The sequence below is a fragment of the Brachybacterium squillarum M-6-3 genome (assembly GCF_000225825.1).
Taxonomy (GTDB): Bacteria; Actinomycetota; Actinomycetes; order Actinomycetales; family Dermabacteraceae; genus Brachybacterium; species Brachybacterium squillarum.
On record NZ_AGBX01000001.1, the window covers coordinates 335,806 to 361,365 of the forward strand.

Here is a 25,560-nt window from a genome sequence, read left to right on the forward strand (position 1 = left end):
TGACCGTCAGCGGGCGGAAGCGGCGTCCAGGGTGAGGGTGCCGTCGAAGGCCGGCAGGGTGGTCTCCTCCAGCGTCTCGGTGCGCTCCCCGAGGCCCACGTAGTCCACCCATTCCCGGTAGACCTGCACGCCCGGGGCGGCGTCGAGGGCGGCGAGCATCTCCTCGGTGGGGCCGACGGCGGTGATCACGAAGGGTGGGGAGTAGACCCGGCCCTCCAGCAGCAGGGTGTTCCCGGCGCAGCGGAAGGCGCTGCCGGCCACCACCCGCTGGTCCTGCAGCATCATCGCCTCGGCGCCGCCGGCCCAGAGGGCGTTGATGAAGGCCTCCATGTCCTGCTGGTGGACCACGAGGTCGTTGGCCTCGATGCCGTCCATCGTCTGCAGGGTGCTGGTGGGGGCGTCGGTGAGGGTGATGCGCAGGGCGGGGCCGCGCACCTCGCTGAGACCCACGGCGTCGGCGACCGTCTCGAGCTGCCGGCCGGTGTCGGCGTCGGCGCCCGCGGCGGTGAGCTCGTCGATCTCGCTGCGCTTGGTGGCGGCCTCCTCGTCCAGCGCGGCGATGGCCTGCTCGCGGTCGCGCAGCAGGGAGGCGACGTCCCCGGAGTCCTCGCGCAGGGAGTCCCCGCCGGCCAGGCGTGCGGTGGTCACGAACAGCACCCCGCACAGGGCCATCACGACGGCCAGTCCGAGGCGTCCGCCCCAAGGGCGGTGGGTCTCCAGGCGCTCCTCGGTGTCGGGCCCGGCGCGCTGCGCCTGCTCCTCGGTCCCCTCGTCCACCGTCACCCCTCCGGCGGCCTCGTCTCGCGTGCTCAGGCCGCCCCTATTACCCTAGGCCACGGCCCGTGTCGCGGGCCCGCGCGGCACGGCCCGCGCGCGGCGATTCGAGGAGTACCCACCCATGGCGAGCAAGAAGCGGAAGCCGACCACGCGTGCGAGGTCGAAGGCCGCCGCGCCCTCGCCCGAGGAGCTCGAGGACGACACCGCCGCCGAGGCGACCGACGCCGAGGACACGGACACCGCAGACGATGCGAAGGGCGCCGCGAAGGACAAGCGCGCCAAGCGGTCCGCGAAGGATCCCGTGCGGGCCAAGCGCGCCCCCGGCGGGGAGGTCCCCGAGAAGGCCAAGGACGCCACGCCCGCCTCGCGGCAGCGCTCGGCCGCCGCGGAGGGCGCCCGCACCGGCCGCCGCCGCGTGGCCGCCGTCGCCCCGAACCCCGCCTGGCTGGCGCCGACCGCCGTCACCCTGCTGATCCTGGGTCTGCTGTACCTGGTCGTGTACTACCTCTCGGCGGGCACCGTGCCGCTGCCCATCGGCGACTGGAACCTCGCGGTGGGCTTCGGCGTGATGCTCGCCGGCGGCGGCATGCTGATGTTCTGGAAGTAGCCGCGCCCCGCGCCCCGCGCCCTGTCGGCCCGTCGGCCGGACCGTGCCCCCCGCCACGAAGGCCCATGGTCTTCCCGCGCGCCGGACTCCTCCCGATTCCCGTGGGTACCGGCAACGATCGGGTTGCGTCATCATGGCGGATACTCGCGTGACCTGCGCCACTGGATAGGGTGAGGCGACCAGGGGGCGGGTCGTGCCCCGTGGATCACCGACACCGACGGGGGCGCCATGCACATCATCCCGGCTCGGCGGCGACGACTGGCCGCCCTGCTCCTCCTCCCCTTCCTCCTGGTGCTCGCGGGGTGCGGGCGCCTGAACGCGGACGTCGAGATCGTCGACGCCTCGACCATCAACATCTCGATGGACGTCGCCTTCGAGTCCCAGGCCCTCGAGGACGGCGGGTACACCTCGGCCGAGGACTTCTGCACCGACGCCAGCGGCGAGGAGTCCAGCAGCCTGGACTCGGCTCAGTGGGAGCCCTACGAGGAGAACGGCATGTGGGGCTGCCGCGCCGAGGGGATCGCCACCGCCGAGGACTTCGGCGCCGACCTGAACCTCACCGAGGAGGGTGGGGAACTGACCCTCAGCCTCGGCAGCGGTCTCGGCGTCTCCCAGTCCGATCTGGACCTCTACGGGACCTACTACGACACCGACGCCTTCGACTTCCGTGTCAGCTTCACCTTCCCCGGCGACGTCATCGAGGCCAGCGGCGGGGAGATCGACGGGAACACCGTGGTCTTCTCCGACCCCGTCGAGTTCAACGTCGGGGTCGAGATCACCGCCGAGGCGGGCGGGTTCCCCTGGCTGATCATCGTGATCGTCGCCGTGGTGGTGGGCCTGCTGCTGGTGGCCGTGGTCGCCGTGGCGATCTTCCTGATCGTGCGCAACCGTCGCGGGGGCGGCGGTGTCGGGCACACCCCGGGTGCCTCGCCGCAGGGCGGAAGCTGGGGCCAGGGACAGGCCGCACCGCCGTCCTCGCCCTCCAGGGGTGGGCAGCCGCCACAGGCCGGCCAGGCCTCGCCGCCGGCGCCTCAGGGCTCCGCACCCTGGGGCGGCTCCTCCGCCGCGTCGCAGGGTGCCCCGCAGCCATCGCAGGGCTCCAGGGGCTGGGGCACACCGGCGCCCGCGGACGACACTCAGCAGCCCTCGCCTCCCCTGGCCCCGCAGCCCGGCGAGCAGGGCGGGCCGGCCGCACCGCCGTCGGTGCACGGCCCGCAGAAGCCGGCGCCGCAGCCCTGGGACCACCCCGACCAGCAGCGTGGGCAGCAGCCCGGCGGACAGGGCTGAGACGCGCGGGGGGCGCCCGGACCCGCTGGGCCGGGCGCCTCCGTCCCCGCAGCCGGTGTGAGCAGCTTCATGGGTCCCTGATTGGCCCCGACCGGGCGGAACCACTAGAGTTATGCAGGTCGGTTCGGCCGACAAGCGCCCGTAGCTTAACGGATAGAGCATCTGACTACGGATCAGAAGGTTGGGGGTTCGAATCCCTCCGGGCGCACGTCTGACCAGCGGTGATGTTCGCATCCCGCTGGTTTTTCGTTGTCCGGGACCGTTCGCCGGATCCGGCTCGGGGCCGGGCACCCATCTCCGTGGTGGGTGCCCGGCCCTCAGCGTTCCGGGGGCGCTTAGTCCACGCGGCTGACCTGCTGCGGACCGGCGGCCAGGGCCTCGCGCACCGAGCCCCAGGACTCCAGCACGGCGCGCGCGGCCTCGTCCTAGGCTCCCTGGGCAGCACGCAATTCTTCAAGCGCACGCGGCCACGTCGACCACGAAGCTCAGCAAGCTCGTATGCACCTTATGCAACGGAGCCACGCCGCCGCGCAGGGACGTCGCGTATCGACGACGGGGCCATCTATCTGGTCCGGTTACGAGGCGTCCTCCGTACCGGCTCAGCACGGGCTCAAGTCCGCAAGCCGATCGTCTGTAGTATCTCTTTAGCTAGTCGAAGACAAAATCCTCCGGGAGGCTCAATGCTGACTTCTCGCGAACTGGCGACTGTGATCATTGTTATCGCCGTGCTCACCCTGGCGCTCGCACTGCCGAGCAGCCGAAAATCACTACTAACTTCTTTGCAGAGTTTGATCAAGAGTGCGTTACACCCAAAATTGCTATCTAGCTACCTCGTTATATTCGTGACGAGTGCTATCTCGACAGCAATTGCCTGGCGGATCGGATTGTGGGATTCAAGTCTACTCAAAGAAGCCATTCTGCTCACACTAACCGTTACGCTCCCAATGACTTTCCGATCAATGAACGCAAAGTCCGGTGGGAGCTTGGTCCGCAGAATCACTCGTGAGACCATCTCTCTTGCAGCCCTGATTGCATTCTACATAGACACTGTGCCACTTCCGCTTGGATGGGAAATTTTATATCAGCTGGCGGCCATCGTTCTCGTAATGATCCAAGCTGTGGGCGAGAGGTACCCGAGACATTCGCGCTTCGGCGCTTGCAGTACGCTCATCCTGATATGCATGGGGTTATCCCTCCTGGCCTGGACGACAATTTCAATGCTGCGAACACCACCCGACTGGCATTCATTCTTCCAGTCACTGTTGTTTAGCTTTTGGCTCCCCATCACTATGTTGCCATTCTTTTATCTGTTTTCGATTTTCGCGCTGGCCGGCCAGGTGTTCGCGCGGTTTCGCGCCATCAAGCGACCACCCTCAATTCAACTTAGGATCGCCGTTCTGATTGGCGCGCGGTTCCGCTTAGGACTCTTGTCTCGACTCAACGGGCGATACAATCATGTCAGCAACGCGACGGGCTTCCGCGACGGATTAGTCAAGATGCAACAGTTTCGCGCCGACCTCAAATGCAGGAGTGCCGATGAAGCTGCTCGGCTACGCGAACTGTCGGACTACGCTGGCATTTCTGGTGTTGGCGACAGCGGTCGCCACTTCGACCGCCGCGAATTTGGTGTAACGAAAGAATGTTTGGAGTGGATTTGGGTGGTCCAGAATGGTCAATACAATATTCAGGGCGGCCGCTATTGGGATCACATGACGGACTCAATACTAGATCTAGCTGAACACGACCTCCCGGCCAAACACGGCTTCTTCGTTGAAGTAACAAATAGCGGGCAGGTCTGGCGGGCATGGCGCCGAACACCTGGAGGTGCAGTCCTTGCCGTCGGCGGCCGACAGCCGAGCACTAAGTTTTATTATCAGGGTGAAAATCCGCCTGCCACGTGGCCTGGGTCCGATACTGGGGAATGGTTCAACGCTGAGCACGAATCTGGTCCCCCCGACTGGTCCTACAACGACAACACTCGAGTCTAGCGCCGGTAACATACTCCCGCCCGGGTAGACCCCCATGTGCTACCCCGGCCGCCCACCTCGGTCTTCGCTGAGCTCATGGCAACTGACCGTGCGACAACTCCGTCGAAAATAGTCCCCCACACCAGAAGCGAGAGGACTCTTCCAGCCATTCAAAGCCAGGAGACCTCGGACCCAAGGTAGATTTTCGGCCATCCCGATGGTGAACATGACTGCCTAGTTGGCTCAATCGTGCTACCGTCAGAAGTGATCATTCAAGGTGCATGCCGGAACCCGGTCCTAAGCAGCGAAGCATCCGTCTCTCACAGTCTCGACAAAAATCCCTTGACAGGCGCCCCTTGAGATCAGAGACCGAAGTCGGAACTCCAGGCTTGGAACAAGTTCCGAATGTAAAATTTGCTAGATGCTACTCAAGTCCATTTACTATCGGCAAGCGCCGAGGAACACGAAAACACGAAACCTGCAGGCCTAGAAATACGATTTGTGCGCTTGGTCGATCTTAATTTCGTCGCCCTCATTCGATCATTCCACGCGGCTGACCTGCCGCGGACCGGCGGCCAGGGCCTCGCGCACCGAGCCCCAGGACTCCAGCACGGCCCGCGCGGCCTCGTCGCGCTCGGCGGCCACGGCCTCGGTGCGCGCCTCCTCGAGCAGCTCGTCGATCTCCACCCGCACGCCGCCACGGTCGATCGAGGCGACCGCCGCCTCGACCATCGCGAAGCTCAGCACGTTCTCGTGCACCTCGCACATCGGGGCCGCGCCGCCGCGCAGGGCGGTCACGCACTCGATGAGGGAGGCGTCGATCTGGTCGGGCTCCGGGGCGTCCTCGGCGGCGATCCGGGCCGCGAGCTCCGCCGTCTCCGACTCGTCCTCGGTGCCCAGCACGGGGGCGCTCGTGCCGTCCCAGGTGGCGGTGCCGGTGCGTCCGGCGATCCGCCACTCGCTGTTCCACCAGGTCGGCAGGCCCTGCGTGTTCCAGGTGCCGTGGTAGGCGAACAGGGAGCGCTCCCCCTCGGGCCCCTCCATCTCGAAGGTGCAGCTCACCGTCGCGTCACCCGCATAAGGGCTCCAGGCGGGGTTCACCCCCTGGGCGGTGACCGCGAGCGGGTCGGTGCCGGTGATGTAGCGGGCGGTGTCGAAGGCGTGGATGCCCATGTCCCGCAGCAGCGGATGCGCCTGCTCGGCCCGGTAGCCGCCGAGATCCGTCAACAACTCGAAGAAGGCGCTGGTCAGCACCGTCGGGCCGTGCTCGGCGACGAAGCGGCGCAGCTGCCGCACCTGCGGGAAGAACCGGCGCGACTGGGAGACCATGAACGTGGTGCCCGTGACCTCCTGGTGCGCGACCAGGCTGAGCGCCTCCGGCAGCGTCTCGGTGACCGGCTTCTCCCCCAGCACCGGGATGCCCGCGTGCAGAGCCTGCACCGTCACCGGGTGGTGCGCGATCGGCACCGTCGGGTTGATCAGCAGATCCGCCCCGAGCTCTCGGGCCAGGGCCACGCCGTCGCCGCCCGCGACGACCGCGGAGGGATCGGGGGCTCCGGACTGGGCGATCGAGGCCTCGGCCATGCCGTCCGCGAGGTCGGCGACCCCGACCAGCTCGGCGACCTGGCTCTCGACCACGGTGCGGGCCCACCACTGGCCCATGCCGCCGGCCCCGACCACCACGGCCCGCAGCGGGCGGAGGTCGCGGGAGCCGGCCAGGGCGGCGTTCGGGTCGGCCACCGCACCGACGTCGACGCTGGTGGCGACGGGATCAGATGACACGCGGGGTGCCCTCCCCGTGCTCGTGGCGGAACCAGTCGCGCGGGGCGTTGGCGATCTTCACCGGCTCGGAGGGGCGCTCCTCGGGGCGTGCCCAGACGGCGGCGTTGGCCAGCACCCGCTGGATCTCCGGCTGGTGGTAGACGGGGTACTCCTGGTCACCGGGGCTGAAGTAGAACACCTTGCCCTTGCCGCGGCGGAAGGCGGCGCCGGAGCGGAACACCTCGCCGCCGGCGAAGGAGGAGACGAACACGAGCTCGTCGGGGGCGGGGATGTCGAACATCTCGCCGTACATCTCCTGGGCGGGGATCACGATCGGGTGCGGCACGCCGCGGGCGATCGGGTGGGAGCCGTTCACGGTCCACACCCGCTCCTCCTCGCCCTCGTTGCGCCACAGCAGGTTGCAGGTGGTGCCCATGAGCAGCTTGAAGGGCTTGGAGTAGTGGGCGGAGTGCAGGGGCAGCAGGCCCATGCCCTCGTGGACGCGGCGCACCACCCGCTCGGCGATGTGGTCGGGCACGTCGTCGTGGGCCATGTGCCCCCACCACGTGAGGACGTCGGTCTCCGCGAGCGCCTCCTCGGAGAGGGACTCCTCGATGTCGTCCAGCAGGGCGATCCGCACCTCGGCGTCCACGCCGTCGGCCGCGAGGGTGGCGCGCAGGCCCTCCGCGATCACGGTGTGCATGCCTTCGGGGTAGATGGCCTGGACGGAGGGATCGACCTTCTCGTGTCGGTTCTCGCCGAAGACGGCGATGCGCAATGTCGTCGGGGTTCCCAATGTCATGGATGACCTTCGTGCTCGGGGGTGGCGCCGCGGGAGGCCGCGACGATGCGGGTCTCCATCGTAGGCAGGGCGGAGCGACCAGGTCACACCGCGCAGGCACTGCCTGCCCGCCTTGCCGCCTCGACGCGGCCGGGGGGCTCCTGCCCCGGGTGCGAACACCTGCGCGCCGCCGGTCGGTGGCCGGACATGTCCGCGCACCTCGGGCAAGGTTCCTGACGCACCGTAACCATGATGTGACCGGCATCTCACGGGATCGGCGCTAGCCTCGTGCGGAGGTTCCTTCAACGGCGAGGGAACCTCTTTCTCGTTGCCCCGCTCCTCTCCCTGACGCCCCCGCCCCACTCCGCCTCGACGCCTCCTCCCCCACGCCCCGCCCCGCCCCCACCCGCGGGGGTGCGTCACGTTCGCGTTGGATAGAGGGGTCTTATCCGACATGAACGTGTCGCACCTCGGCGGAGAGCAGCACAGACGTGGCGTACGTACGCCCAGGCGGTCGGCGCTGAGTGCTCACGCCGGGGCGGTCGGCGCGACGAGGCTCAGGTCGGAGCGGACGATGCCACTCAGCGGTGGGGGCGGTGGGCGCCGAGCGCGCGCAGCTCGGCGTTGGCCAGGTGGGGCTGGCCGCGGTGGTCGTGGGGGTCCACGCCGGCGCCGAGGGCCAGGGCGATCTGCAGGACATCGCCGTGCGCCACCAGCACCACGTCCGCCTCGGGGTCCTCCTGCTCGGCGAGTACCTCCGCGACCCGCGCCGCCACCGAGGCGACGGTCTCCACGCCCTGCCCGGGGTCGCGATGGGTGGCATCGGCGGCCCACACCAGCTCGTAGGCCGAGACGGGCCCCTCCTCGTGCTCGCCGAAGCCGCGCTCCCGCAGCCGCGGCTCCCAGCGCGGCGCCGCAGCCCCGAGGGACGCGGCGAGGACCATCGCGGTCTCCCGGGCGCGGGCGAAATCGCTGCTGAGGATCCTCGTTCCCGGGCCGAGGCCCAGCGCGCGGGCCGTCTCCCCCGCCTCCGCCGCCTGGTCGCGGCCGAGGTCGGTGAGCCCCACCTCGGTGAGGGCGCGCTGCTCCGGCGCCGAGACGATCACCCCCTCGACGTTCGCGCTCGACTCGCCGTGGCGCAGCACGTAGGTGGTCATCAGCGGCTCCGTTCGTCGGGGAGGTGCCGGGCTCCCGGGCCCGGCCGGGGTCAGGGGGTGGTGACCTTGCCGGGGTTCAGGTTGCGGCCGGGGTCGTTGTCGGCGAACAGGCCCTGCACCATCCGCACCCCGACCTCGCCGATGTCCTCGGTGATCCACGGCTGGTGCTCGGTGCCCACCGCGTGGTGGTGGGAGACGGTGGAGCCGAGGTCCACGAAGGCCTGCTGCACCGCGTTCTTCGCCTCGTAGTACTGCTCCAGCGCCTGCTCCTCGGAGGAGTAGGGGAAGGCGAAGGTGAAGTACAGGCAGGCGCCGGAGTGGTAGCTGTGCGACATGTGGCAGAACATGAAGCCCGGCAGGTCCTGACGGGCCTGGGTCTCGTAGAACGCCTCGTAGACCTTCGCGTGCACCTCGTTGATGGTCGACCAGGTGGCGCCGGTGTCGCAGACGTCGCCGAAGACCTGGTAGTTCAGCAGGAAGTCGCGCAGGTACGGGGTGTCGAACTTCTTCTGGTCGTAGATCGCGCCGGGGCCGGCACCCAGGGTGATGCCGCCGGCGTTCTTCACGATCTTCTTCACGATGGCCTTCTGCGCCTCCACGGAGGCCTTCGAGCCCTCGAAGCAGACGTAGGAGATGCTCATCTCCTCACTGGTGTCCCAGCCCTGCGAGCGCAGGTAGGCGAACAGGCCGTCCTGGACCTTCGCGGCGACCTTGCCCTTGGCGGAGGTGGGCCCCTTGACCATCGCCAGGCTGAACTCGGTCTCGGGCCCGTCCGAGAGACGGGTGAAGGTGGGCGAGACGTCGGTGGAGCGGGCGATCGCGTGCATGCCGCGGATGCCGTGCTCCCAATCGGGGTACATGTAGGCGATCACCTGGCGCACCGGGGCGATGCGGTGCACCTGCACCGTCACCTCGGAGATGATGCCGAGGCGGCCCTCGCTGCCCAGGATCATCTCGTGCACGGAGGGGCCGGAGTCGCGGCCGGGGATGGCCTTGGTGCGGGCCACGCCGTCGGGGTGGACCAGGCGCAGGCCGCGCACGATCTGCTCGATGTCCCCGTACTTGTCGGACTGCATGCCGGTGGACCGGGTCGCCGCCCAGCCACCGAGGGTGGAGTAGGTGAAGGAGTCCGGGAAGTGGCCCATCGTCCAGCCCAGCTCGTTGAGCTGCTCCTCCAGGTCGGGACCGTAGACGCCGGCCTGCACCCGGGCCAGGCCCGCGGTGTCGTCGATCCCGAGCACCTCGCGCAGGCGGCCCAGGTTCATGGTGAGGATCGGGCGCTGCTCGTCGCGCGCAGGGGTCACCGAGCCGGAGATGCAGGAGCCGCCGCCGTAGGGGATCAGCACCATGTCCTTCTCCAGCACGATCCGCAGCAGCGCCGCGATCTCCTCCTCGCTGCCCGGGTAGACCACCGCGTCGACCAGCCGGCCGAAGTCGCCGGTGCGCACCCGGAACAGGTCCGGCAGGGAGCGGCCGAAGGAGTGCAGGACGCGGAACTCGTCGTCGTCCAGCACGTTCTCCTCGCCCACCACGGCGGCGAGCTCGCCGCGCAGTTCGGCGGGCAGGCGGGAGGTGGGCACCTCGAGGGCGTCCAGATCGGGCTCGACGGGGGCGTCGGCCGCTGCCAGGTCGATGCCGATCTTGTTCTTCGCCAGCGGCGCGAAGGCCGGCTTGTTGTCGAAACGGAAGGTGACGTCGTCCAGGCCCCACCCCCACCACTTGTGGCGCTTGACCTCGCGGGCGCTGAGCGGTGCGGTCATGCGGTCTCCTCCTCGCCCGGGCCGGTGGGGCCCAGGATCTTCGCGTGATGGGTGTCGTAGAGGTCCTGGACGCTGGCGCGGATGCGGCCGCTGAAGCCCACCGCCGTCTCGCCCTCCTCGGCGATCATCGGCTCCCCGAAGACCACCGCGACCGGCGGACGTCCCGGCTTGGGCCAGTTGCGGCCCTTGGGCATCGCCTCGTAGCCACCGATGATCGCGGCCGGGACGACAGGCACGCCGACGCCGATGGCCAGCGCCGCGCCGCCCGGCTTGAAGTCGCCGATACGGCCGGTGGTCTGCCGGGTGCCCTCGGGGAACACCAGGATCGGGACGCCGGAGCGCAGCAGCCGCCGGGAGGTGCCGGAGTTCTTGCGGGAGCCGTCGCGGTCGATCGGGAAGGCGTTGAACAGCAGGCGCACGAACCAGCGCTTGTAGAACGGGGTGAACCAGTAGTCGGCCGCGACCCCGGTGGAGAGGAAACGCGCCTGCGCCCAGGGCAGGCCCTGGGCGAGCAGCGGGGCGTCGACGTGGCTGGTGTGGTTCGCGACCAGCACGAAGGGGCCGCGGATGGTGCGCACCCGGCGGTGCACCTCGGTGGAGGCGGTGAGGTTCGCCCGCACCACGCCGCGGAAGACGATGCGCTGCAGCACGAAGCGGGCGGCGGCACGGCCGCGGGAGCGGTACTTGGCCAGCTCCCCCTCCGGCTTCTCCCAGCCCTCCCCGCGGGAGCGGGCCGAGAGGGACTGCAGCAGCCGCTCGGGGCGCGGCACCGAGAAGCGCGGGGAGCCCGGACCGCCGGCAGCGGCGCCGCTCGCGGGAGCGGCGGATCCGCCCGCCTCCGCGTCCTCGGGGGTGGGGGTGGATCCGCTGGTGTCGGGGCTCATGCGCTCAGCGCTCCCGGTTGCGTCGATGGGACAGGAGGGCGCTGAGGCGTGCGACGACGCCGCGCGGGGTGGTGCGCAGCACCGCGGCGATGAGCTTCCAGCGCAGGCTGGGCACGCTGACCGGCTTGCCGCGGGCGACGTCGCGCAGACACTGCTCGACCAGGAAGTCCGCGTCCAGCCACAGCGGACCCGGGATGGAGGAGCCCTTGATGCCGGCGCGCTCGTGGAACTCGGTGCGTACCCAGCCCGGCATCAGGGCGGTGACGTTCACGCCGGTGCCGGCGAGCTGCACGCCCAGGGACTCCGAGTAGTTGCCCACCCAGGCCTTGATCGCCGAGTAGTTGTTCTGCGTGACCAGCGCACTCACGGAGCCGACGTTGATGATCCAGCCGCGGCCGCGGGCGGCCATGCCGCGACCCGCGGCACCGCCCAGCTTCAGCACGGCGCGGATCATCACCTCGAAACCGAGGTCGTGCTGGGAGATGTCCTCGTCCAGCAGGGAGGCGCGCACGGAGAAGCCGGCGTTGTTGACGAACACGTCCACCGGATCGGTCGCGCTCTCGAGGCGATCGGCGACGCGCTGCTGCTCCGCACGGTCGGACAGATCGGCGGCGAGGATCTCGACCTCGACGCCGTGCTCGCGGCGGACAGTGGCGGCCGTCTCCTCCAGCCGCCGCGGGTCCCGCGCGACCAGGACGAGCGCCGTCCCGCGGGCCGCGAAGGCACGCGCGAACGCGGCTCCGATGCCCGAGGTTCCGCCGGTGATCAGGGCCCTGTGCATGGCCGCTAGGGTACACTAGGGGCGCCCTGACCTGCGCTGGAACGATGCGCGCGCGACGCCTGTGCGCCGACGTCGAGCCCGTGCCGGGCCGCGCAGGATCACCGCACCATCCGACCTGTGCGCAGGGCCGCTGCACCACCCCCGGGCCCACCCCGCGCGGGCGTCCCGTGCCGCCCGGCCACCGCCTCCGTCCATCGAGGGAATCCATGTCGACACCCACCCCCACCGCCCCCGACGCCCCCGGCGCCCAGGACGGCATGCGCCGCATCCTGCTGACCGGCGTCACCGGCTTCCTCGGCCAGGCGGTGCTGCGCTCCCTGCTCGAGACCACCGAGGACACCCACGTCACCGCGGTGGTGCGCCCCAAGGGCTCGGTCTCCGGCCGCAAGCGCCTCGAGGGGCTGCTGCGCAAGCCGGTCTTCGCCGGCTGGGTCGACCGCATCGGCAAGGAGGCCGCGCTCGAGGTCTTCGCCCGCCGTGTCGGCGTGCTCGAGGGCGACCTCACCGACCTGCCGCCGATCACCGAGCGCGTGGACGTCGTCATCCACTCCGCATCCTCGGTGTCCTTCGACCCGCCGATCGACGAGGCGTTCCGCACCAACGTCGGCGGCGCCCGCAACCTCTACCAGGCGCTGCTGGACTCCGGGCAGGACCCGCACGTCATCCACGTCTCCACCGCCTACGTGGGCGGCATCTCCAAGGGCCTGCGCCAGGAGGGGCACTTGGTGCACGACGTGGACTGGGCCGCCGAGTTCGCCGCCTCCCAGGACGCCCGCGCCCGGGTCGAGGCCGAGTCCCGCCGCCCCGAGACGCTGCGCTCCCAGATGCGCGCCGCCCGCCTGCGCGACGGCCGCATGGGCCCCAAGGCCGTGGCCGCCGCCGCCGAGGACGCCCGCCGCGCCTGGGTCGACGAGCGCCTGGTCGACTTCGGCCGCACCCGCGCCCAGTCCGTCGGCTGGACCGACATCTACACCTTCACCAAGGCGATGGCCGAGCGCGTCGCCGAGGAGATGTGGGCCGACACCGGGCACCGGGTCTCCTTCGTGCGGCCCTCCATCATCGAGTCCGCCCTGCGCAAGCCCTACCCGGGCTGGATCGACGGCTACAAGGTCGCCGACCCGCTGATCATGGCCTACGGCCGCGGCGCCCTGCCCGAGTTCCCGGGCCTGGCCGACTCGATCCTCGACATCATCCCCGTCGACTTCGTGGTCAACGTGATCGTCGCCCTGGCCACCCAGGACGTCTCGCGCCGCGGCGACGACGCCTACTTCCAGGTGGTCTCCGGCGCCAGCAACCCGCTGCCCTTCCACGAGATGGTCACCGCGGTGCGCGAGTACTTCACCGCCCAGCCCCTCGAGGACGACAAGGGCCGCCCGATCACCGTGCCCGAGTGGGACTTCCCCGCCGTGGAGATGGTCGAGCAGCGCTTCCGCGCCAAGGAGATCGCCGCGAAGGCCGGCCAGAGCGTCGTCTCCCGCCTGCCCGCCACCCGCCGCACCCGCGAGTGGACCACCTCCCTGCACAAGGCCGCCTCCGGGCTGACCACCCTGCGCAAGTACATCGAGCTGTACCGGCAGTACACGAAGACCGAGATGGTCTTCGACGACGCCAACACCAGGGCGCTGCGCGAGGAGCTCCCGGCCGACTTCCTGGCCGAGCACGACTTCGACGTGACCGCCCTGGACTGGCAGGACTACTTCCGCGACCTGCACCTTCCGGCCGTCACCGAGCTGACCAAGGCCTACTCCCGCGGCAAGGCCGCCCAGCGCAAGCGCGCCGACCGTCCGGCCCCGCCGCTGAAGGAGGCCGAGGACGCGCTCGCGGTCTTCGACCTGGACGGCACCGTGATCGCCTCGAACATCGTGCAGCAGTACCTCTCGGTGGTCCGCGCGACCAAGCCCAAGCGGGTGTGGCCCTCCGAGATCGGCGGCCTGCTGACCGCCGTGCCGGGCTACCTGCGCGCCGAGAAGCGTGACCGCTCCGAGCTGATCCGCCTGGTCAACCGCCGCTACAAGGGGTACCGCACCGAGGAGCTGCGGGCCCTGATGAGCGGGGAGCTGGGCCGGACCATCCGCGCCTCCATCCGCCCCGAGGCCCTCGACCTGATCGAGCGCCATCGCGCCGCCGGGCACCGCACCGTGCTGGTCTCGGGCGCGCTGGACGTGCTGCTCGAGCCGCTGTCGGACCTGTTCGACGAGGTCATCGCTACCCCGATGGACGAGGGCAGCGACGGCGTGCTGACCGGCTACCTCGCCACTCCACCGCTGGTGGACGAGGCCCGCGGCAACTGGCTGCGCAAGTACGCCGCCTCCCACGGCGCGGACCTGGGCAAGTCCTACGGGTACGGCGACTCCCACGCGGACGCCGCCTGGCTGGACCTGGTGGGCACCCCCACCGCGATCTCCCCCGACCTGGGCCTCTACGCCGTCGCCAAGAAGAAGCGCTGGAAGATCCTCGACTGGTGAGATCGGGCATCGCCGGGCAGCACTGAGAAAGGGATGCCGGTGTGCGATCCCACCGGGCCGACGCACCGCACCCTGGCCCCGTGCATCATCCGAGCACACTGGCCCTGCCCGCCGGCGCCCGCGTCCCGAGCAGGCCGGTCGCGCGCCGGCGCCGGATCGCTGCGACCGCCGAACACCTGGGCGTTGCCCCATGGTGCGGATCTCCGCACCTGGCCGGAGCCGGACCCGATCGCCTCGCCCGAGCTCGCTCTCCGGCATGCGCTGGGGTGCCTGGACGGGGAGTCTGCCGCGGTCGTGCTGGAGTCCGCGCTCTCCCTCCGCCTCGTGGACCCCACGGTCGCCGAGGAGACGCCGGCGATGGCCCCGGTACGGGTGCGGCGACGGGTGGGCGAGGTCTCCACCGCGAGCGAGTCCGGCTCGGAGACGCGGACGGTCCGGGCTCTGCGACGCCAGGGCTTTCGCGTGCACCAGCAGGTGTACGTGGAGGAGGTCGGCTTCATCGATGCACTGGCCGGAGGACTGCTGAAAACCTGGGAGCTCGAGTGAATATTGACCGTTTTGGCGGGAACTTCACGGTCCGAGGACCATGCGGGGTGCCCGGCACGTGAAGTTCCCACAACTTCCCGGTGCTACTTTTCTCTCATCGTTCCGCCGTCCAGCTCAGTGTGTGAGCGCGTGCCCTGAGACAGGGGTGGTGATGCGGCCGTCGATGACGGTGACGAGGTTATCCAGGGCGTCGCGATGCACGAGGTCGTGGGTGACGAGCACGGTGGCGGTGTCGCGTTCATGGGTGAGGCGGGCGATGAGCTGCATGATCTCGGCACCGCGTTCCTGATCCAAGGCGCTCGTCGGCTCGTCGACGAGCAGCACCTCGGGTTCGTGGACGAGGCCGCGGGCGATGGCCACCCGTTGCCGTTGCCCGCCAGAGAGCTGATGGGGGCGCTTGTCGGCATGCTCGGTGAGACCGACCGCGTCGAGCAGCTCCTCGACTCGGGAGTCGATCCTCCCGCGCCTGTTCCGGTTGGTGCCACCGCCGAGCCGGCCCATGACCTGGAGTTGCTCGCGCCCCGTGAGCGCCGGAAGCAGGTTCGACTGCTGGAAGACGATGCCGATGCGCTCACGGCGCAGTTCCGTGGCCTCGCGCTTCGAGAGCTGGGCGGCGTCGATCAAGTCCGACTCGTTCCCGATGAGGACGCCGCCGGAATCGGGGCGGATCAGGGTCGCGGCGACGGCCAGAATGCTGGATTTGCCCGATCCGGAGGGGCCGGTGATGCCGGTGACCGTGCCGTTGTCTCCGCGGAGGGTGACGTCATCGACGGCGGTGATGCGGTTGTCCCCGTCGGGGAAGGTGAGGGTGACGTTCTGCAGTTCGATCATCGGTTGCTCCCAAGGGCTGTCAGGGGGTCGGCTTTGGTCACGGAGCGCAGCGCGAACGCCGCTCCTGCAAGGCCCAGCACCGCCATCACGACGGCGGGGGCGAGAGTGGTCAGCGGGCTCACGACGAACGGCAGCGCCTGTCCCGCGAGCGTCCCAAGCCCGACCACGGCCACAAGGCCGACCCCGATCCCGGCGGCGAGCACGATGAAGGCTTGCCCGAGGGAGTCACGCACGAGCGACCCGGTCGTGGCCCCCAATGCTTTGAGCACGGCGATGTCGCCTGCGCGTTGCATCGTCCAGACGGTGAAGAACGCGCCGACGACGAGCGCGGAGATCCCGAAGAGCATCACGATCATGAGCCCGAGCGACCCGATCTCGGACTGGAATGCCTCCAATGCGGTCAGACTCGTCAACGGCGTTTCCGCGACCGTGACCGTGTCGGAACCAACGGCCTCCCAGTCTGCGTCGCCGGTGACGGCGAGCACCGTGGCCTCGCCGGTGCCGCCGACGCGTGTGCTGGCCTCGCTCCACGCATCCGGGTTCATGACGATGACCGGGGTGTGGCTGTACCAGAGATCCTCGCCGATAGCGGCGACGGTGAAGTCGTTGTCGGTGATCGAGATCGTGTCACCGACCTCGACACCGAGGTCGTCGGCGGCACCGGATGAGAGGCCGACCTCGGTATCGGAATCCGGGGTGAGCTCGAACAGCGGGTTCGAACCGGTGGCCGGAGCGTCCTGAGGCAGCCCGTAGAGGGCAACCCCGGTCGGGTCTTCGGTGTCGCCGGCTGAAGCCCGCGACTGGACGATCCCGATCGGTATCACCGACTCGACGCCATCTGCCTGTTCCCACGTCTGCACAGTGTCCTCGTCGAGGGAGGAGGTTGCGAAGCTCGGGTCACTGTTCTCGGGCTGCTGCAGCACGAGACGGTCTCCGGGCAGCTGCAGCACCGAGGAGATGTTCTGGGCGGCAAGTCCTCCGGTGAGGCCTGAGAGGAAGCCGACGAGCAGGGTGATCAGGGCGACGACGGCCCCGATGAGGAGGAACCGGCCGCGGGCGAACCGCAGCTCTCTCCACGCGACGAACACGATGATGCCTTTCCGCTCGAACACTCTGCCCGAGCTGCTCGTCAACCCTCCTTTCAAGGGGTGTGGTCGGGCATCGCCTGAACCGTGGGATTCGCGGTCAAACTTTCGGTTGATGGCCCGGAAACGCGGTTCGCATAGGCTTGAGCCGTCATGCCGCACTCGACCCTCGCCCCGGTGTTCACCGGCCTCCGCTTCGGCCTCCATGCTCTCCTGATCGGGCTCGCGGGCTTCGCGGTCGTACGCGCATTCGTCGTCTTCTCTCCGGTCGCACCATGGACGCTGGTCGTCGGGGTCGCATTCGTCGCGGTCTACCTCGCCGGCGCATGGGCGGCGCGTTCCGGCCGCGCAGCAGGTTCGTCCGGTCGCAGGTTCGCGGTCGTCTGGGTGGCCGCGCTGACCCTGTTGTGGGCGGTGCTGACGTGGTTGAGCCCCGAGGGGGCGTACCTGGTCTTCCCCCTGTTCTTCCTCCACCTCCATGTCCTGCCTGGCTCCGGAGGGGTCGCCGCGATCGTGATCACGACCGCGTTCTCGATCCTCGCCCTCGGGCTGCATCTCGGGTTCAGCGTCGGCGGGGTGATCGGGCCGCTCGTCGGCGCCGGTGTCGCCCTTCTGATCGGGCTCGCCTACCGCGCACTGCGGCGTGAGGCCGAGGAACGCGAACGTCTCCTGACCGAGCTGATCCATACCCGGCAGCAGCTTGCCGAGACCGAACGCGAACAAGGCGCTCTCGCGGAGCGTGCGCGCCTGGCTCGCGAGATCCACGACACCGTCGCCCAGGGCCTGTCCTCGATTCAGATGCTGCTGCGCGCCGCCGAACGCGACACCCCCGAACCCGGCGCCGCGTACCTGGAACTGGCACGCGAGACCGCCGCAGATAGCCTCTCCGAGACGAGACAGATGATCCGCGAGCTCACCCCCGCCCGGCTCGATGACGGTCTCGCCGCCGCGTTGCGCAGGCTCGGACAGGAACAGACCGACCGTGCGTCGTTGCCCGTCGAGGTGGCCGCTGAGGATCTCGATCTGCCGATGGGCACCCAGACCGCGCTGCTGCGCATCGCCCAGGGCGCGGTGTCGAACGCGATCCGCCACGCGGACGCCACCCGGATCGCCGTCGAGCTCGCATGCGAGGACGACGCAGTGTCATTGGTCGTATGCGACAACGGGCAGGGCTTCGACGTGTCCTCGGCCGTCGCCGACTCTCACGAGGCCGATTCCTTCGGACTGCAGGCTATGCGTGAGCGTGTCGAACAGCTTGACGGCGCCCTCGCCATCACCTCGGCACCCGGTGACGGCACCTCGGTCACCGCACGTCTGCCGCTCCCGACAGGAAGCGGGGCGTTCTCATGATCCGGATCGGGCTCGCGGACGACCACCCCGTCGTCCGCGCCGGGCTCCGCGCCATGCTCTCAGGTGACCCCGACCTTGACATGATCGGGGAAGCGGTAACCCCTGACGATGCCGTTGCCCTCGCAACCGATCTGACACCGGACGTGGTGCTCATGGATTTGCAGTTCGGCACCGACCAGACCGGGGCTGATGCGACCCGCCGTATTCGCGCTCTGCCGAACCCGCCAGCGGTGCTGGTGCTCACGAATTACGACACCGACAGCGACATCCTCGACGCGGTCGAGGCCGGTGCTAGCGGTTATCTCCTCAAGGACGCCCCGCCCGAGGAGCTCATCGCCGCGATTCATGCTGCTGCCTCGGGCGAGACTGCTCTCGCCCCTGCGATCGCGGGTCGCCTGCTCGCCCGGATGCGCTCCCCGCAGCCCAGCCTCAGCGCCCGCGAGACCGAAGTGCTGCGGCTCGTCGCCGACGGCGCAACGAACAACGAGATCGCGGCTCAGCTGCACATCAGCGACGCGACCGTGAAATCACACCTCGTGCACATCTACACGAAGCTCGACGTCCCCTCCCGCACCGCTGCCGTCGCGACCGCACGCGACACCGGTCTCCTGAGATAGAGGCGTACTCGGCCTTCTTGCTCTGGATTCTGTGACAGCGACCTGGGCGTAGATGCTCTCGTGTGGGTCGGCCGGTGGGAAGGGCGCCGGTGGTGCAGGAGCTCGGTCAGAGGACGGAGTTGAGGAAGCCCTGGAGGCGCTCGGACTGCGGATTGTCGATGACCTGCTCGGGGGTGCCGCGCTCGATGATGGCGCCCTGGTCCATGAACACCACCTGGTCGGCGACCTCGCGGGCGAAGCCCATCTCGTGAGTCACGACCACCATGGTCATGCCGCCCTCGGCGAGCTCCTTCAGCACGGCCAGCACCTCTGCCACCAGCTCGGGGTCCAGCGCGGAGGTGGGCTCGTCGAAGAGCATCAGCTCCGGGTCCATGGCCAGCGCCCGGGCGATCGCCACCCGCTGCTGCTGACCGCCGGAGAGCTCCGAGGGGAAGTGGCCCGCGCGATCGGCCAGGCCCACCCGCTCGAGCAGCTCCTGAGCACGCAAGCGGGCCTCGGCCTTGGGGCGGCCCAGCACCTGGACCGGTGCCTCCATCACGTTCTCCAGCGCCGTCATGTGGGGGAACAGGTCGAAGCGCTGGAACACCATGCCGATGCGCGAGCGCTGCCGGGCGATGTCCTTCGGGGCCAGCTTCTGCCAGCGGCCGTCGGGCAGCTCCTGCTCGGCGTAGCCCTGGGTGACGCCGTCGATCCGGACCTTGCCGGCGGTGGGCTCCTCCAGCTGGTTGATGCAGCGCAGCAGGGTGGACTTGCCGGAGCCGGAGGGGCCGATCAGCACGGCCACCTCCCCCGAGTGCACGGTGAGGTCGCAGTCGCGCAGCACGTGCAGCTCGCCGAAGGCCTTGTGCACGCCCTCGATGCTGATCAGCGCGGGGCCCTGCTCGGCGGCGGCGGGGGTGTCGGTCGAGGTCATCAGGACTCCACGGAGGGCATCGGGCGGGCAGGGGGGAGGATCGGGCGGCCGCCCTTGGGGGCGGTGGTGCGGCGGTCGTCGAAGCCGCGGCCGAAGTACCGCTCCAGGAAGTGCTGGCCCACCATCAGCACGCTGGTGATGGCGAGGTACCAGATGGCGGCGACCAGCAGCAGCGGGATCGGCGCGTAGAGCTTGTTGGCGATCGCGTTGGTGGCGAAGGTGAGGTCGAGCGTGAAGGGCACCGCGAGCACCAGCGAGGTGGTCTTCAGCATGCCGATGGTCTCGTTGCCCAGCGGCGGCACGATCACGCGCATGGCCTGCGGGATCACGATGCGGCGGAGGATCTTGCCGTTGCCCATGCCGAGCGCCTTGGCGGCCTCCGACTGGCCCCTGCCCACGGAGTTCAGGCCGGAGCGGATGATCTCCGCGAGGTAGGCGCCCTCGTTCAGGCCGAGGCCCACGACGGCCGCCCAGAAGGCTGGGAAGTAGTCGCGGGTCTCGAGGGCGAACAGCTCGGGACCGAAGGGCACGCCGACGGCCAGCCGCGGCACGATCACGGTGAACAGGCCCCAGAACACGAGCTGGGTGTACACGGGGGTTCCGCGGAAGACGAAGATGTACGCCCAGGAGACGCCGCGCAGCACCGGGTTCTCGCTGCGACGCATGATGGCGGCGGCGAGCGCGACGGCGGTGCCGAGGATCATCGCCAGCACGGTGATCAGCAGGGTCCAGCCGACGCCCTGGACCACCTTGATGTCCAGGATGTAGGCGGCGACGGTCGGCCAGTCGAAGACCTCGTTGGTGACCAGGAAGTTGATCAGGCCGAGGGCGAGGATCGCGACGATGACGGCGCTGATCCAGGTGCCGGGCCGGGGGCTGCGGCGGGCGCGGATCCGACCGGGGATCGGGTCCTCCTGGCCGGCGGACGTGGCGGGGGCTGCGGGTGCTGTGCTCACTGCTGGGGGTCCACTTCCGAGGTCTCGATCATGCCGTTCTCGTTGCCCCAGGCCGCGAGGATCTCGCGCAGGGTGCCGTTGTCGATCAGGTGCTGGACGGCGCCGCGGAGGGCCTCGGCGAGCTCCGGCTGGTCCTTGGCGACGACGATGCCGTTCAGGGCGGCGTCCTCGATGTCGCCGAGCTGCTCGAGGGTGCCCCGGGACTTGTCCACCGCGTAGGCCACGACCGGGGAGTCCCCGATCAGCACGTCGGCCTTGCCGCCGGCGACGGCGGTGGCGGCATCGGCGTTGCCCACGTAGGGCTGGTCGACGATGCCGGCGCCGCCGTCCTCGCGGCAGGCCGCGTCGCGCTCGACGACCACGTCGTCCATGTAGGTCCCGACCTGGTGGGCGACGCTGGCGCCGCAGAGGTCGGTGGTGACCACGTCGTAGGGGTTGCCGGAGGCGACGGCGTAGCTCATGCCGGCGGAGAAGTAGGAGACCATCGAGACCTCCTCGAGCCGCTCCGCGTTGATGGTGAAGCTGGAGATGCCGACGTCGTAGGTGGCGCCGATCGAGGGGATGATCTGCGCGAACACCGCGGACTCGGTGCGGGTGGAGAGGCCGAGGACGACCCCGATGGCGGCGAGGATGTCCATGTCGTAGCCCACGGCGCCGCCGTCGGAGCCGACGAACTCGCCGGGGGCGTAGTTCAGGGCGGCGCCGTTGACCAGCTCGCCGCGCTCGCGGATGTCCCCGGGGACGAGGTCGGCGAGCTCGGGGACCTCTTCGAGGCCGCTGAGGTCGATGTCGGGGATCGCGTTGGTCTCGGCGTCCAGGCGCTCGGAGGCGCGGGTGCACGCGCCGAGGGCCGGGGCCACGGCGGTGGCCCCGAGCGCGAGCGGCAGGGCGCGGAGGAGGGTGCGCCGTGGGGGACGGGATGCGTTCACGACTGGAAGCTTATGCAGTCCAATGCAAGGTGACAAATCCGTAGCGGGCCGAAGGGGACGTGGCTCACGCCGCACCCCCGGTCCCACGCGCGCCCGGGACCGGAGGAGCTCAGAGCACGGCGTCGATGAGCACCGTGTAGGCGTTGTCGGTGCCGTGCACGACGACGCCGGGCCGGATCGAGCCGGTGCGGCGGAACAGCAGGGCCGTGATGATGCCGACCACGAAGGCGACGGGCATGATCAGGTCGATGCCGTGGGCGACGGCGAAGATCGCGGCGCTGCCGAGCACTGCCACCCAGGCGCCGTAGCGGCCGAGCGCGTTGGCGAGCAGTCCCAGGCCGATCGAGATCGGGATCCAGCGGGGCCGGACCGCCCGCCAGCCGAGCGGACGCAGGCTGCGGGTGCGCAGCAGCGCCACCCTTCCCACGGCGACCAGCGACGCGAGACCGGAGACGAGGTACTGGACGATGCCGGCGGCCGGGGAGGAGGCGTCGGACATCGCCCAGATCACGCCGATCCCCATTCCGTAGGCCACGAGCGCCGCGAGCAGGGCGATGCCGAGCTCGATCCAGCCGATGGGCGGGCATGAAGTGCCCGCCCCGAGGCGGTCGGTGATCGGGGGCTGCGGGGCAGGGGTGGTGGTCATGGGGCTCCGGAGAGGCGGGGACGCGGGGCGTCCGAAGGGGGATCGCGCCGGGGCTCGGCCCCGAGGCCTCGGAAGGGATGGAGTGCATCACGGTGACCGCGCGGGCACGGGTGGTCTCCTGGCTCGCCGTGCTCGCCGCGGAGGGAGCCCTGCCCCGGGGAGGACCTCGAGCGCTGTGCCCGCCTGCTGCTCGTCGTGATGGACGGGCTCTCGCTGAATCTTGCCCTGTCCAGGGGGCGGCTCGACGAGGAGCAGGAGGAGAAGGAGGAGCAGGTCATCGCCGACACGGTGGCCGCGGCCCTGCACGGCTGATCCGCGAGGGAGGGACCGTGCACGGGGATCGGCCCGGATGCAGGGGCGTCCTCTACCCTGGCCGCGTGAAACGTCCGACCCAGCGCATCGTCATCATCGTCCTCGCCCTGCTGCTGATGATCCCCGTCGGGGTGATCGGCATCGGGCAGCTCGGGGGCGGCTCCTCCCAGGAGGCGCAGACCGAGGATCCCCGCCCGACTGTGAACCCCTCGGAGCAGAAGCCGCGCCCCGAGGTGGCGATGCCGGAGGCGCCGGCCGTGATGCAGGAGCAGAGCGCGGAGGGCGCCGAGGCGACCCTGACGTACATGCTCGGGTCCTACACGTACATGATGACCACGGGCGACACCTCCGTCTGGGAGGGCAGCGTCGACCAGAACTGCGCCGTGTGCACCTCCTTCCTGGAGAACGCCCAGCTGCTCAGCGACCAGGGCGGCTACCTGGTCGGCGGCGAGTTCACGGTGGACGGCACGGACTTCGAGGGCACCGGGGAGCCGCCCGCCACCGGCACCGTCACCGCGCAGTTCGCGCAGGCCGAGTCGACCCTGGTGGACGACCCGACTCGCCTGGCCTACGACCTCGACTCGGTCAGCGGCGAGCTCGCAGCGGACATGGCCTGGGACGGCGAGACCTGGCGGGTCACCGACATGAGCCTGGTGCCCGACGAGTCCGCCGCCTCCGACGCGGGCGGCGCCGCGACCTCCGACGGCGGGGCCGGCTGAGCCTCGGGTCGCTCACGCGTCGTCACCGCGCCGGGCTGATGCTCCGTCGCACCGACTCCCCGCACGCCCGCACGCCCCCACGCCCCCACGCCCCCACCGCCATCCTGCACAGGCGTGACGCTCCACGTCTGTGCCGGAATACGTCGAGATCTGTCACGTCCGTGTCGGTTGGAGGGTCGCTATCCAGCACGAACGTGACGTCCCCGCGGAGCTCGTCAGCGCGCGCCAGACGTGCTGCCGACGAGGCGACCTCGCGGAGCGGCTCCTCCCCAGTGCATTCGCTTCCACCGCGGTCCGACGACGCTGCGGCGGGCGAACCACACTGACGAGGTGTCTCGCCGTCCCGCCCCGCTCCCGGAGACCCTCCCCTGGCGGGTCTTCACGCGAGCGGAGGCGCTGGGCGCCGGCATCAGCCTCGGCAGGCTTCGCGCCTCCGACCTGGTCGGACTGCGTCCCGGACTGTTTGCGCGACGAGGGGATCGCATCGAGGAGGGCGACGCGCTCGCAGCGCTGTGCCGACACGATCCCTCCGTCGTCGGGGTCGGCCTGACCGCCGCACGCCTGCGCGACTTCCCCCTCCCCCGCGAGCACCAGTCCTGGACCATCGACACTCCCCTCCACATCGCCTCGCAGACGGGACGACGGCGCAGCGGCGGGGCACTCATCGCCCACCGACGTGCACTCCCGCATGAGCACGTCGAGTCGACCGAGTACCGGCAGGGCGGCAGCACGCTCCGATCCCCGCTCCGCGTCACCACGCCTGCCCGGACCTGGCACGACCTCGGGGCCGAGCTCGCCGAGTGGCGACTCGTCAGCATCGGCGATCACCTGGTCCGTCATCCCCGGCCAGGCCTCGAGGGGCGGTGGGAGCCCTGGTGCGAGCCTCGAGAGCTGAAGGATCTCTGCACGGGTCCGCACGCTCCCGTCCTCCGTAAAGCGACGCAGCGCATCCGCGTCGGGTCCGACTCCCCGATGGAGACCCTGCTGCGGCTGGCCTTCGAAGGCGCCGGGCTGCCCGCGCCGCTGCTGAACGTCCCCCTACGGGATGCGCAGAATCGGGGGCATCACGAGCCGGACTTCCAGTGGCCCCGCTTCGGGCTCTGCGCGGAATACGACGGGCGGACCCACGCGGCACCGACTCAGGTGTCGCGGGACATCGCCCGCTCCCTCTCAGCGGAGCGCGCAGGCTTCCGGGAGCTGCGCTTCGGCGCGGAGGACGCTGCTGGCGGTGGTCGGCGCGCGGTGGCCCGTCTCCGACAGGCGCTGCACGAGCAGGGCTGGCGGGACTGAGCACCGATGGATCAGAACGGCGGGCCACCCACGCCCACCCAGGCCACACGTGTGTCGGTATTCCGGCAGGTGCGTCACGTCTGTGCTGCATGGCGGCCCTCTATCCGACGCAAACGTGACGCACCCTGACGAGCGACGCAAGGGGCGGCAAGACGGGGCAGCATGGCGGTGGGCGGCGCGGAGTGAGGCGACGTGGAGGGGTGAGCGCGCAGCGCTCAGCACTCACGCGGGGGCGCAACTCACGCGGAGGCGCAGAGGAAGAGGTCGGTGCGGTAGGGCAGGCCGACGACGTCCCCGGGGGCGTGGCCGAGGTGCTCGTGGAGGTACCAGTCGAGGTTCCCGAGGACCCTTCCCCGGGTCTGCGCGCTCGCGGTGATCACGTAGCTGCGGGTGCGCGCGAGGTCGATCAGATCACCTGTGGGCAGGGGGTCCTCCCAGTGCACGACGTGGCGCTCGCGCACCGTGAGCCCCGCCCCGAGCGGCGGGGTGAAGTCGTCGCGCTGCACGTCGCCGGCGTGCATGATCCTCGAGAGCCGGTGCACCCAGGGCACGGTGACGTCCATCGTGTTCCACAGCAGGGCCAGCATGCCGCCGGGCCGCAGCAGCCGCCGCGCCTCACGGCTCGCGGCCTCGGTGTCGAACCAGTGCCAGGCCTGCGCGGCGGTGACGAGGTCGGCGCTGCCCTCCCCCAGGCCGGTGCGCTCGGCGGTGCCCTGCTGGGCGAGAACCGATCCCTCCCCGGGAACTTCGCCCGTCGACCGCAGCACGGCGAGCATTGACGCGGCCGGGTCGACGGCGGTCACGGCGAGGCCGCGGCCGGCGAGGGCGCGGGAGAGCTTTCCGGTCCCGGCCCCGAGGTCGACGGCTTCCCGGGCCCCGGGCACGGCGGCGAGCATCGCGTCCAGCGCCTCGTCCGGGTAGCCGGGGCGCAGCCGGTCGTAGTCCTCCCCCGCACCCTCCCCCGCCGCGGCGAAGGCCCCGGCGAGCTCGGCGCGGCGGGCCTCGCTGGAGAAGCGCGGCTGGGAGCGGCGCGAGCGCGGCGGCACCGGAGGATGCGGGTCGGCAGGGGTCACGGCCGGAATCCTCGGCGAGCAGTACGCACGGGGACGGCGGGACGGGCAGTCGTCCAGCGTCGCAGC

Annotated in this window: 23 protein-coding genes and 1 tRNA gene; 10 read left to right on the forward strand and 14 right to left on the reverse strand. The window is 70.2% G+C overall.

Going from position 1 to position 25,560, the window contains the following annotated elements; genetic code table 11:
* Positions 1-6: 6 nt before the first annotated feature.
* Positions 7-777: a DUF881 domain-containing protein gene (locus OM98_RS01610; RefSeq protein ID WP_245528699.1), complete on the reverse strand. Its 771-nt coding sequence runs from the start codon at positions 775-777 to the stop codon at positions 7-9.
* Between the two features lie 121 nt (positions 778-898).
* Here OM98_RS01610 and OM98_RS01615 point away from each other — a divergent pair, with 121 nt between their 5' ends.
* The 4 genes from OM98_RS01615 (at position 899) to OM98_RS15420 (ending at position 4,659) form a co-directional block, all read left to right on the forward strand.
* Positions 899-1,384 carry a cell division protein CrgA gene (locus OM98_RS01615; RefSeq protein WP_010532814.1) on the forward strand — a complete coding sequence of 162 codons (486 nt, stop codon included), beginning with the start codon at positions 899-901 and terminating at the stop codon, positions 1,382-1,384.
* A gap of 228 nt (positions 1,385-1,612) precedes the next feature.
* Positions 1,613-2,671: an LppM family (lipo)protein gene (locus OM98_RS01620; RefSeq protein ID WP_010532815.1), complete on the forward strand. Its 1,059-nt coding sequence runs from the start codon at positions 1,613-1,615 to the stop codon at positions 2,669-2,671.
* 135 nt (positions 2,672-2,806) lie between these two features.
* A tRNA-Arg gene (locus tag OM98_RS01625) sits at positions 2,807-2,879 on the forward strand.
* Between the two features lie 472 nt (positions 2,880-3,351).
* Positions 3,352-4,659 (forward strand): hypothetical protein, encoded by a 1,308-nt coding sequence (locus OM98_RS15420; RefSeq protein ID WP_139017539.1) that lies wholly within the window; start codon positions 3,352-3,354, stop codon positions 4,657-4,659.
* Between the two features lie 519 nt (positions 4,660-5,178).
* On the opposite strand, the gene OM98_RS01630 is transcribed toward OM98_RS15420, so the two are convergent.
* From OM98_RS01630 to OM98_RS01655, 6 genes are all read right to left on the reverse strand, one after another.
* On the reverse strand, positions 5,179-6,420 hold the full coding sequence (locus tag OM98_RS01630; protein WP_010532816.1) for a Gfo/Idh/MocA family protein: 1,242 nt from the start codon (positions 6,418-6,420) through the stop codon (positions 5,179-5,181).
* Positions 6,410-7,201 carry a ThuA domain-containing protein gene (locus tag OM98_RS01635; RefSeq protein ID WP_083837666.1) on the reverse strand — a complete coding sequence of 264 codons (792 nt, stop codon included), beginning with the start codon at positions 7,199-7,201 and terminating at the stop codon, positions 6,410-6,412. Before OM98_RS01635 ends, OM98_RS01630 begins: the two co-directional genes overlap by 11 nt.
* Positions 7,202-7,761: 560 nt before the next feature.
* The gene (locus tag OM98_RS01640; RefSeq protein ID WP_010532818.1) at positions 7,762-8,337 is read right to left on the reverse strand and encodes a histidine phosphatase family protein; all 576 of its coding nucleotides are present in this window, start codon (positions 8,335-8,337) and stop codon (positions 7,762-7,764) included.
* Positions 8,338-8,387: 50 nt separating this feature from the next.
* Positions 8,388-10,097: an FAD-binding oxidoreductase gene (locus OM98_RS01645; RefSeq protein ID WP_010532819.1), complete on the reverse strand. Its 1,710-nt coding sequence runs from the start codon at positions 10,095-10,097 to the stop codon at positions 8,388-8,390.
* A complete protein-coding gene (locus OM98_RS01650) occupies positions 10,094-10,981 on the reverse strand; it encodes a lysophospholipid acyltransferase family protein (protein ID WP_010532820.1) in 888 nt (295 codons plus the stop codon). Before OM98_RS01650 ends, OM98_RS01645 begins: the two co-directional genes overlap by 4 nt.
* 4 nt (positions 10,982-10,985) lie before the next feature.
* On the reverse strand, positions 10,986-11,762 hold the full coding sequence (locus OM98_RS01655; protein ID WP_010532821.1) for an SDR family NAD(P)-dependent oxidoreductase: 777 nt from the start codon (positions 11,760-11,762) through the stop codon (positions 10,986-10,988).
* Between the two features lie 206 nt (positions 11,763-11,968).
* Here OM98_RS01655 and OM98_RS01660 point away from each other — a divergent pair, with 206 nt between their 5' ends.
* Positions 11,969-14,227 carry an HAD-IB family hydrolase gene (locus OM98_RS01660; RefSeq protein ID WP_010532822.1) on the forward strand — a complete coding sequence of 753 codons (2,259 nt, stop codon included), beginning with the start codon at positions 11,969-11,971 and terminating at the stop codon, positions 14,225-14,227.
* Positions 14,228-14,521: 294 nt separating this feature from the next.
* Positions 14,522-14,773, forward strand: a complete 252-nt coding sequence (locus tag OM98_RS01665) for a hypothetical protein (RefSeq protein WP_139017540.1) — start codon at positions 14,522-14,524, stop codon at positions 14,771-14,773.
* Positions 14,774-14,887: 114 nt separating this feature from the next.
* On the opposite strand, the gene OM98_RS01670 is transcribed toward OM98_RS01665, so the two are convergent.
* The gene (locus tag OM98_RS01670) at positions 14,888-15,604 is read right to left on the reverse strand and encodes an ABC transporter ATP-binding protein (RefSeq protein ID WP_010532824.1); all 717 of its coding nucleotides are present in this window, start codon (positions 15,602-15,604) and stop codon (positions 14,888-14,890) included.
* The gene (locus OM98_RS01675; RefSeq protein ID WP_029362626.1) at positions 15,601-16,692 is read right to left on the reverse strand and encodes an ABC transporter permease; all 1,092 of its coding nucleotides are present in this window, start codon (positions 16,690-16,692) and stop codon (positions 15,601-15,603) included. Before OM98_RS01675 ends, OM98_RS01670 begins: the two co-directional genes overlap by 4 nt.
* A gap of 150 nt (positions 16,693-16,842) precedes the next feature.
* On the opposite strand from OM98_RS01675, the gene OM98_RS01680 reads away from it, so the two are divergent.
* The gene (locus OM98_RS01680; protein ID WP_010532826.1) at positions 16,843-18,039 is read left to right on the forward strand and encodes a sensor histidine kinase; all 1,197 of its coding nucleotides are present in this window, start codon (positions 16,843-16,845) and stop codon (positions 18,037-18,039) included.
* Positions 18,036-18,656 (forward strand): response regulator, encoded by a 621-nt coding sequence (locus OM98_RS01685; RefSeq protein WP_010532827.1) that lies wholly within the window; start codon positions 18,036-18,038, stop codon positions 18,654-18,656. The genes OM98_RS01680 and OM98_RS01685 overlap by 4 nt, the downstream gene beginning before the upstream one ends.
* Before the next feature lie 106 nt (positions 18,657-18,762).
* On the opposite strand, the gene OM98_RS01690 is transcribed toward OM98_RS01685, so the two are convergent.
* From OM98_RS01690 to OM98_RS01705, 4 genes are all read right to left on the reverse strand, one after another.
* On the reverse strand, positions 18,763-19,569 hold the full coding sequence (locus OM98_RS01690) for an amino acid ABC transporter ATP-binding protein (RefSeq protein WP_010532828.1): 807 nt from the start codon (positions 19,567-19,569) through the stop codon (positions 18,763-18,765).
* On the reverse strand, positions 19,569-20,525 hold the full coding sequence (locus OM98_RS01695) for an amino acid ABC transporter permease (protein WP_010532829.1): 957 nt from the start codon (positions 20,523-20,525) through the stop codon (positions 19,569-19,571). The genes OM98_RS01690 and OM98_RS01695 overlap by 1 nt, the downstream gene beginning before the upstream one ends.
* Positions 20,522-21,454 (reverse strand): transporter substrate-binding domain-containing protein, encoded by a 933-nt coding sequence (locus OM98_RS01700; protein WP_010532830.1) that lies wholly within the window; start codon positions 21,452-21,454, stop codon positions 20,522-20,524. The genes OM98_RS01695 and OM98_RS01700 overlap by 4 nt, the downstream gene beginning before the upstream one ends.
* Positions 21,455-21,563: 109 nt before the next feature.
* On the reverse strand, positions 21,564-22,100 hold the full coding sequence (locus OM98_RS01705) for a CPBP family intramembrane glutamic endopeptidase (RefSeq protein ID WP_010532831.1): 537 nt from the start codon (positions 22,098-22,100) through the stop codon (positions 21,564-21,566).
* A gap of 377 nt (positions 22,101-22,477) precedes the next feature.
* Here OM98_RS01705 and OM98_RS01710 point away from each other — a divergent pair, with 377 nt between their 5' ends.
* Positions 22,478-23,131 (forward strand): DUF6318 family protein, encoded by a 654-nt coding sequence (locus OM98_RS01710; protein ID WP_010532832.1) that lies wholly within the window; start codon positions 22,478-22,480, stop codon positions 23,129-23,131.
* Positions 23,132-23,461: 330 nt separating this feature from the next.
* Entirely contained in the window at positions 23,462-24,421 is a 960-nt protein-coding gene (locus tag OM98_RS01715; protein ID WP_010532833.1) for a hypothetical protein, read from the forward strand.
* Positions 24,422-24,660: 239 nt separating this feature from the next.
* Here OM98_RS01715 and OM98_RS01720 read toward each other — a convergent pair whose 3' ends face one another.
* On the reverse strand, positions 24,661-25,494 hold the full coding sequence (locus tag OM98_RS01720; RefSeq protein WP_010532834.1) for a class I SAM-dependent methyltransferase: 834 nt from the start codon (positions 25,492-25,494) through the stop codon (positions 24,661-24,663).
* Between the last annotated feature and the right edge of the window lie 66 nt (positions 25,495-25,560).

What these genes read in the sequence shown, in the direction of transcription:
- OM98_RS01615 (WP_010532814.1), top strand. Translation starts at nt 899, where the DNA reads ATGGCGAGCAAGAAGCGGAAGCCGACCACGCGTGCGAGGTCGAAGGCC.
- OM98_RS01620 (WP_010532815.1), top strand. Translation starts at nt 1,613, where the DNA reads ATGCACATCATCCCGGCTCGGCGGCGACGACTGGCCGCCCTGCTCCTC.
- OM98_RS15420 (WP_139017539.1), top strand. Translation starts at nt 3,352, where the DNA reads ATGCTGACTTCTCGCGAACTGGCGACTGTGATCATTGTTATCGCCGTG.
- OM98_RS01635 (WP_083837666.1), bottom strand. Translation starts at nt 7,201, where the DNA reads ATGACATTGGGAACCCCGACGACATTGCGCATCGCCGTCTTCGGCGAG.
- OM98_RS01640 (WP_010532818.1), bottom strand. Translation starts at nt 8,337, where the DNA reads ATGACCACCTACGTGCTGCGCCACGGCGAGTCGAGCGCGAACGTCGAG.
- OM98_RS01645 (WP_010532819.1), bottom strand. Translation starts at nt 10,097, where the DNA reads ATGACCGCACCGCTCAGCGCCCGCGAGGTCAAGCGCCACAAGTGGTGG.
- OM98_RS01650 (WP_010532820.1), bottom strand. Translation starts at nt 10,981, where the DNA reads ATGAGCCCCGACACCAGCGGATCCACCCCCACCCCCGAGGACGCGGAG.
- OM98_RS01655 (WP_010532821.1), bottom strand. Translation starts at nt 11,762, where the DNA reads ATGCACAGGGCCCTGATCACCGGCGGAACCTCGGGCATCGGAGCCGCG.
- OM98_RS01660 (WP_010532822.1), top strand. Translation starts at nt 11,969, where the DNA reads ATGTCGACACCCACCCCCACCGCCCCCGACGCCCCCGGCGCCCAGGAC.
- OM98_RS01670 (WP_010532824.1), bottom strand. Translation starts at nt 15,604, where the DNA reads ATGATCGAACTGCAGAACGTCACCCTCACCTTCCCCGACGGGGACAAC.
- OM98_RS01680 (WP_010532826.1), top strand. Translation starts at nt 16,843, where the DNA reads ATGCCGCACTCGACCCTCGCCCCGGTGTTCACCGGCCTCCGCTTCGGC.
- OM98_RS01685 (WP_010532827.1), top strand. Translation starts at nt 18,036, where the DNA reads ATGATCCGGATCGGGCTCGCGGACGACCACCCCGTCGTCCGCGCCGGG.
- OM98_RS01690 (WP_010532828.1), bottom strand. Translation starts at nt 19,569, where the DNA reads ATGACCTCGACCGACACCCCCGCCGCCGCCGAGCAGGGCCCCGCGCTG.
- OM98_RS01705 (WP_010532831.1), bottom strand. Translation starts at nt 22,100, where the DNA reads ATGACCACCACCCCTGCCCCGCAGCCCCCGATCACCGACCGCCTCGGG.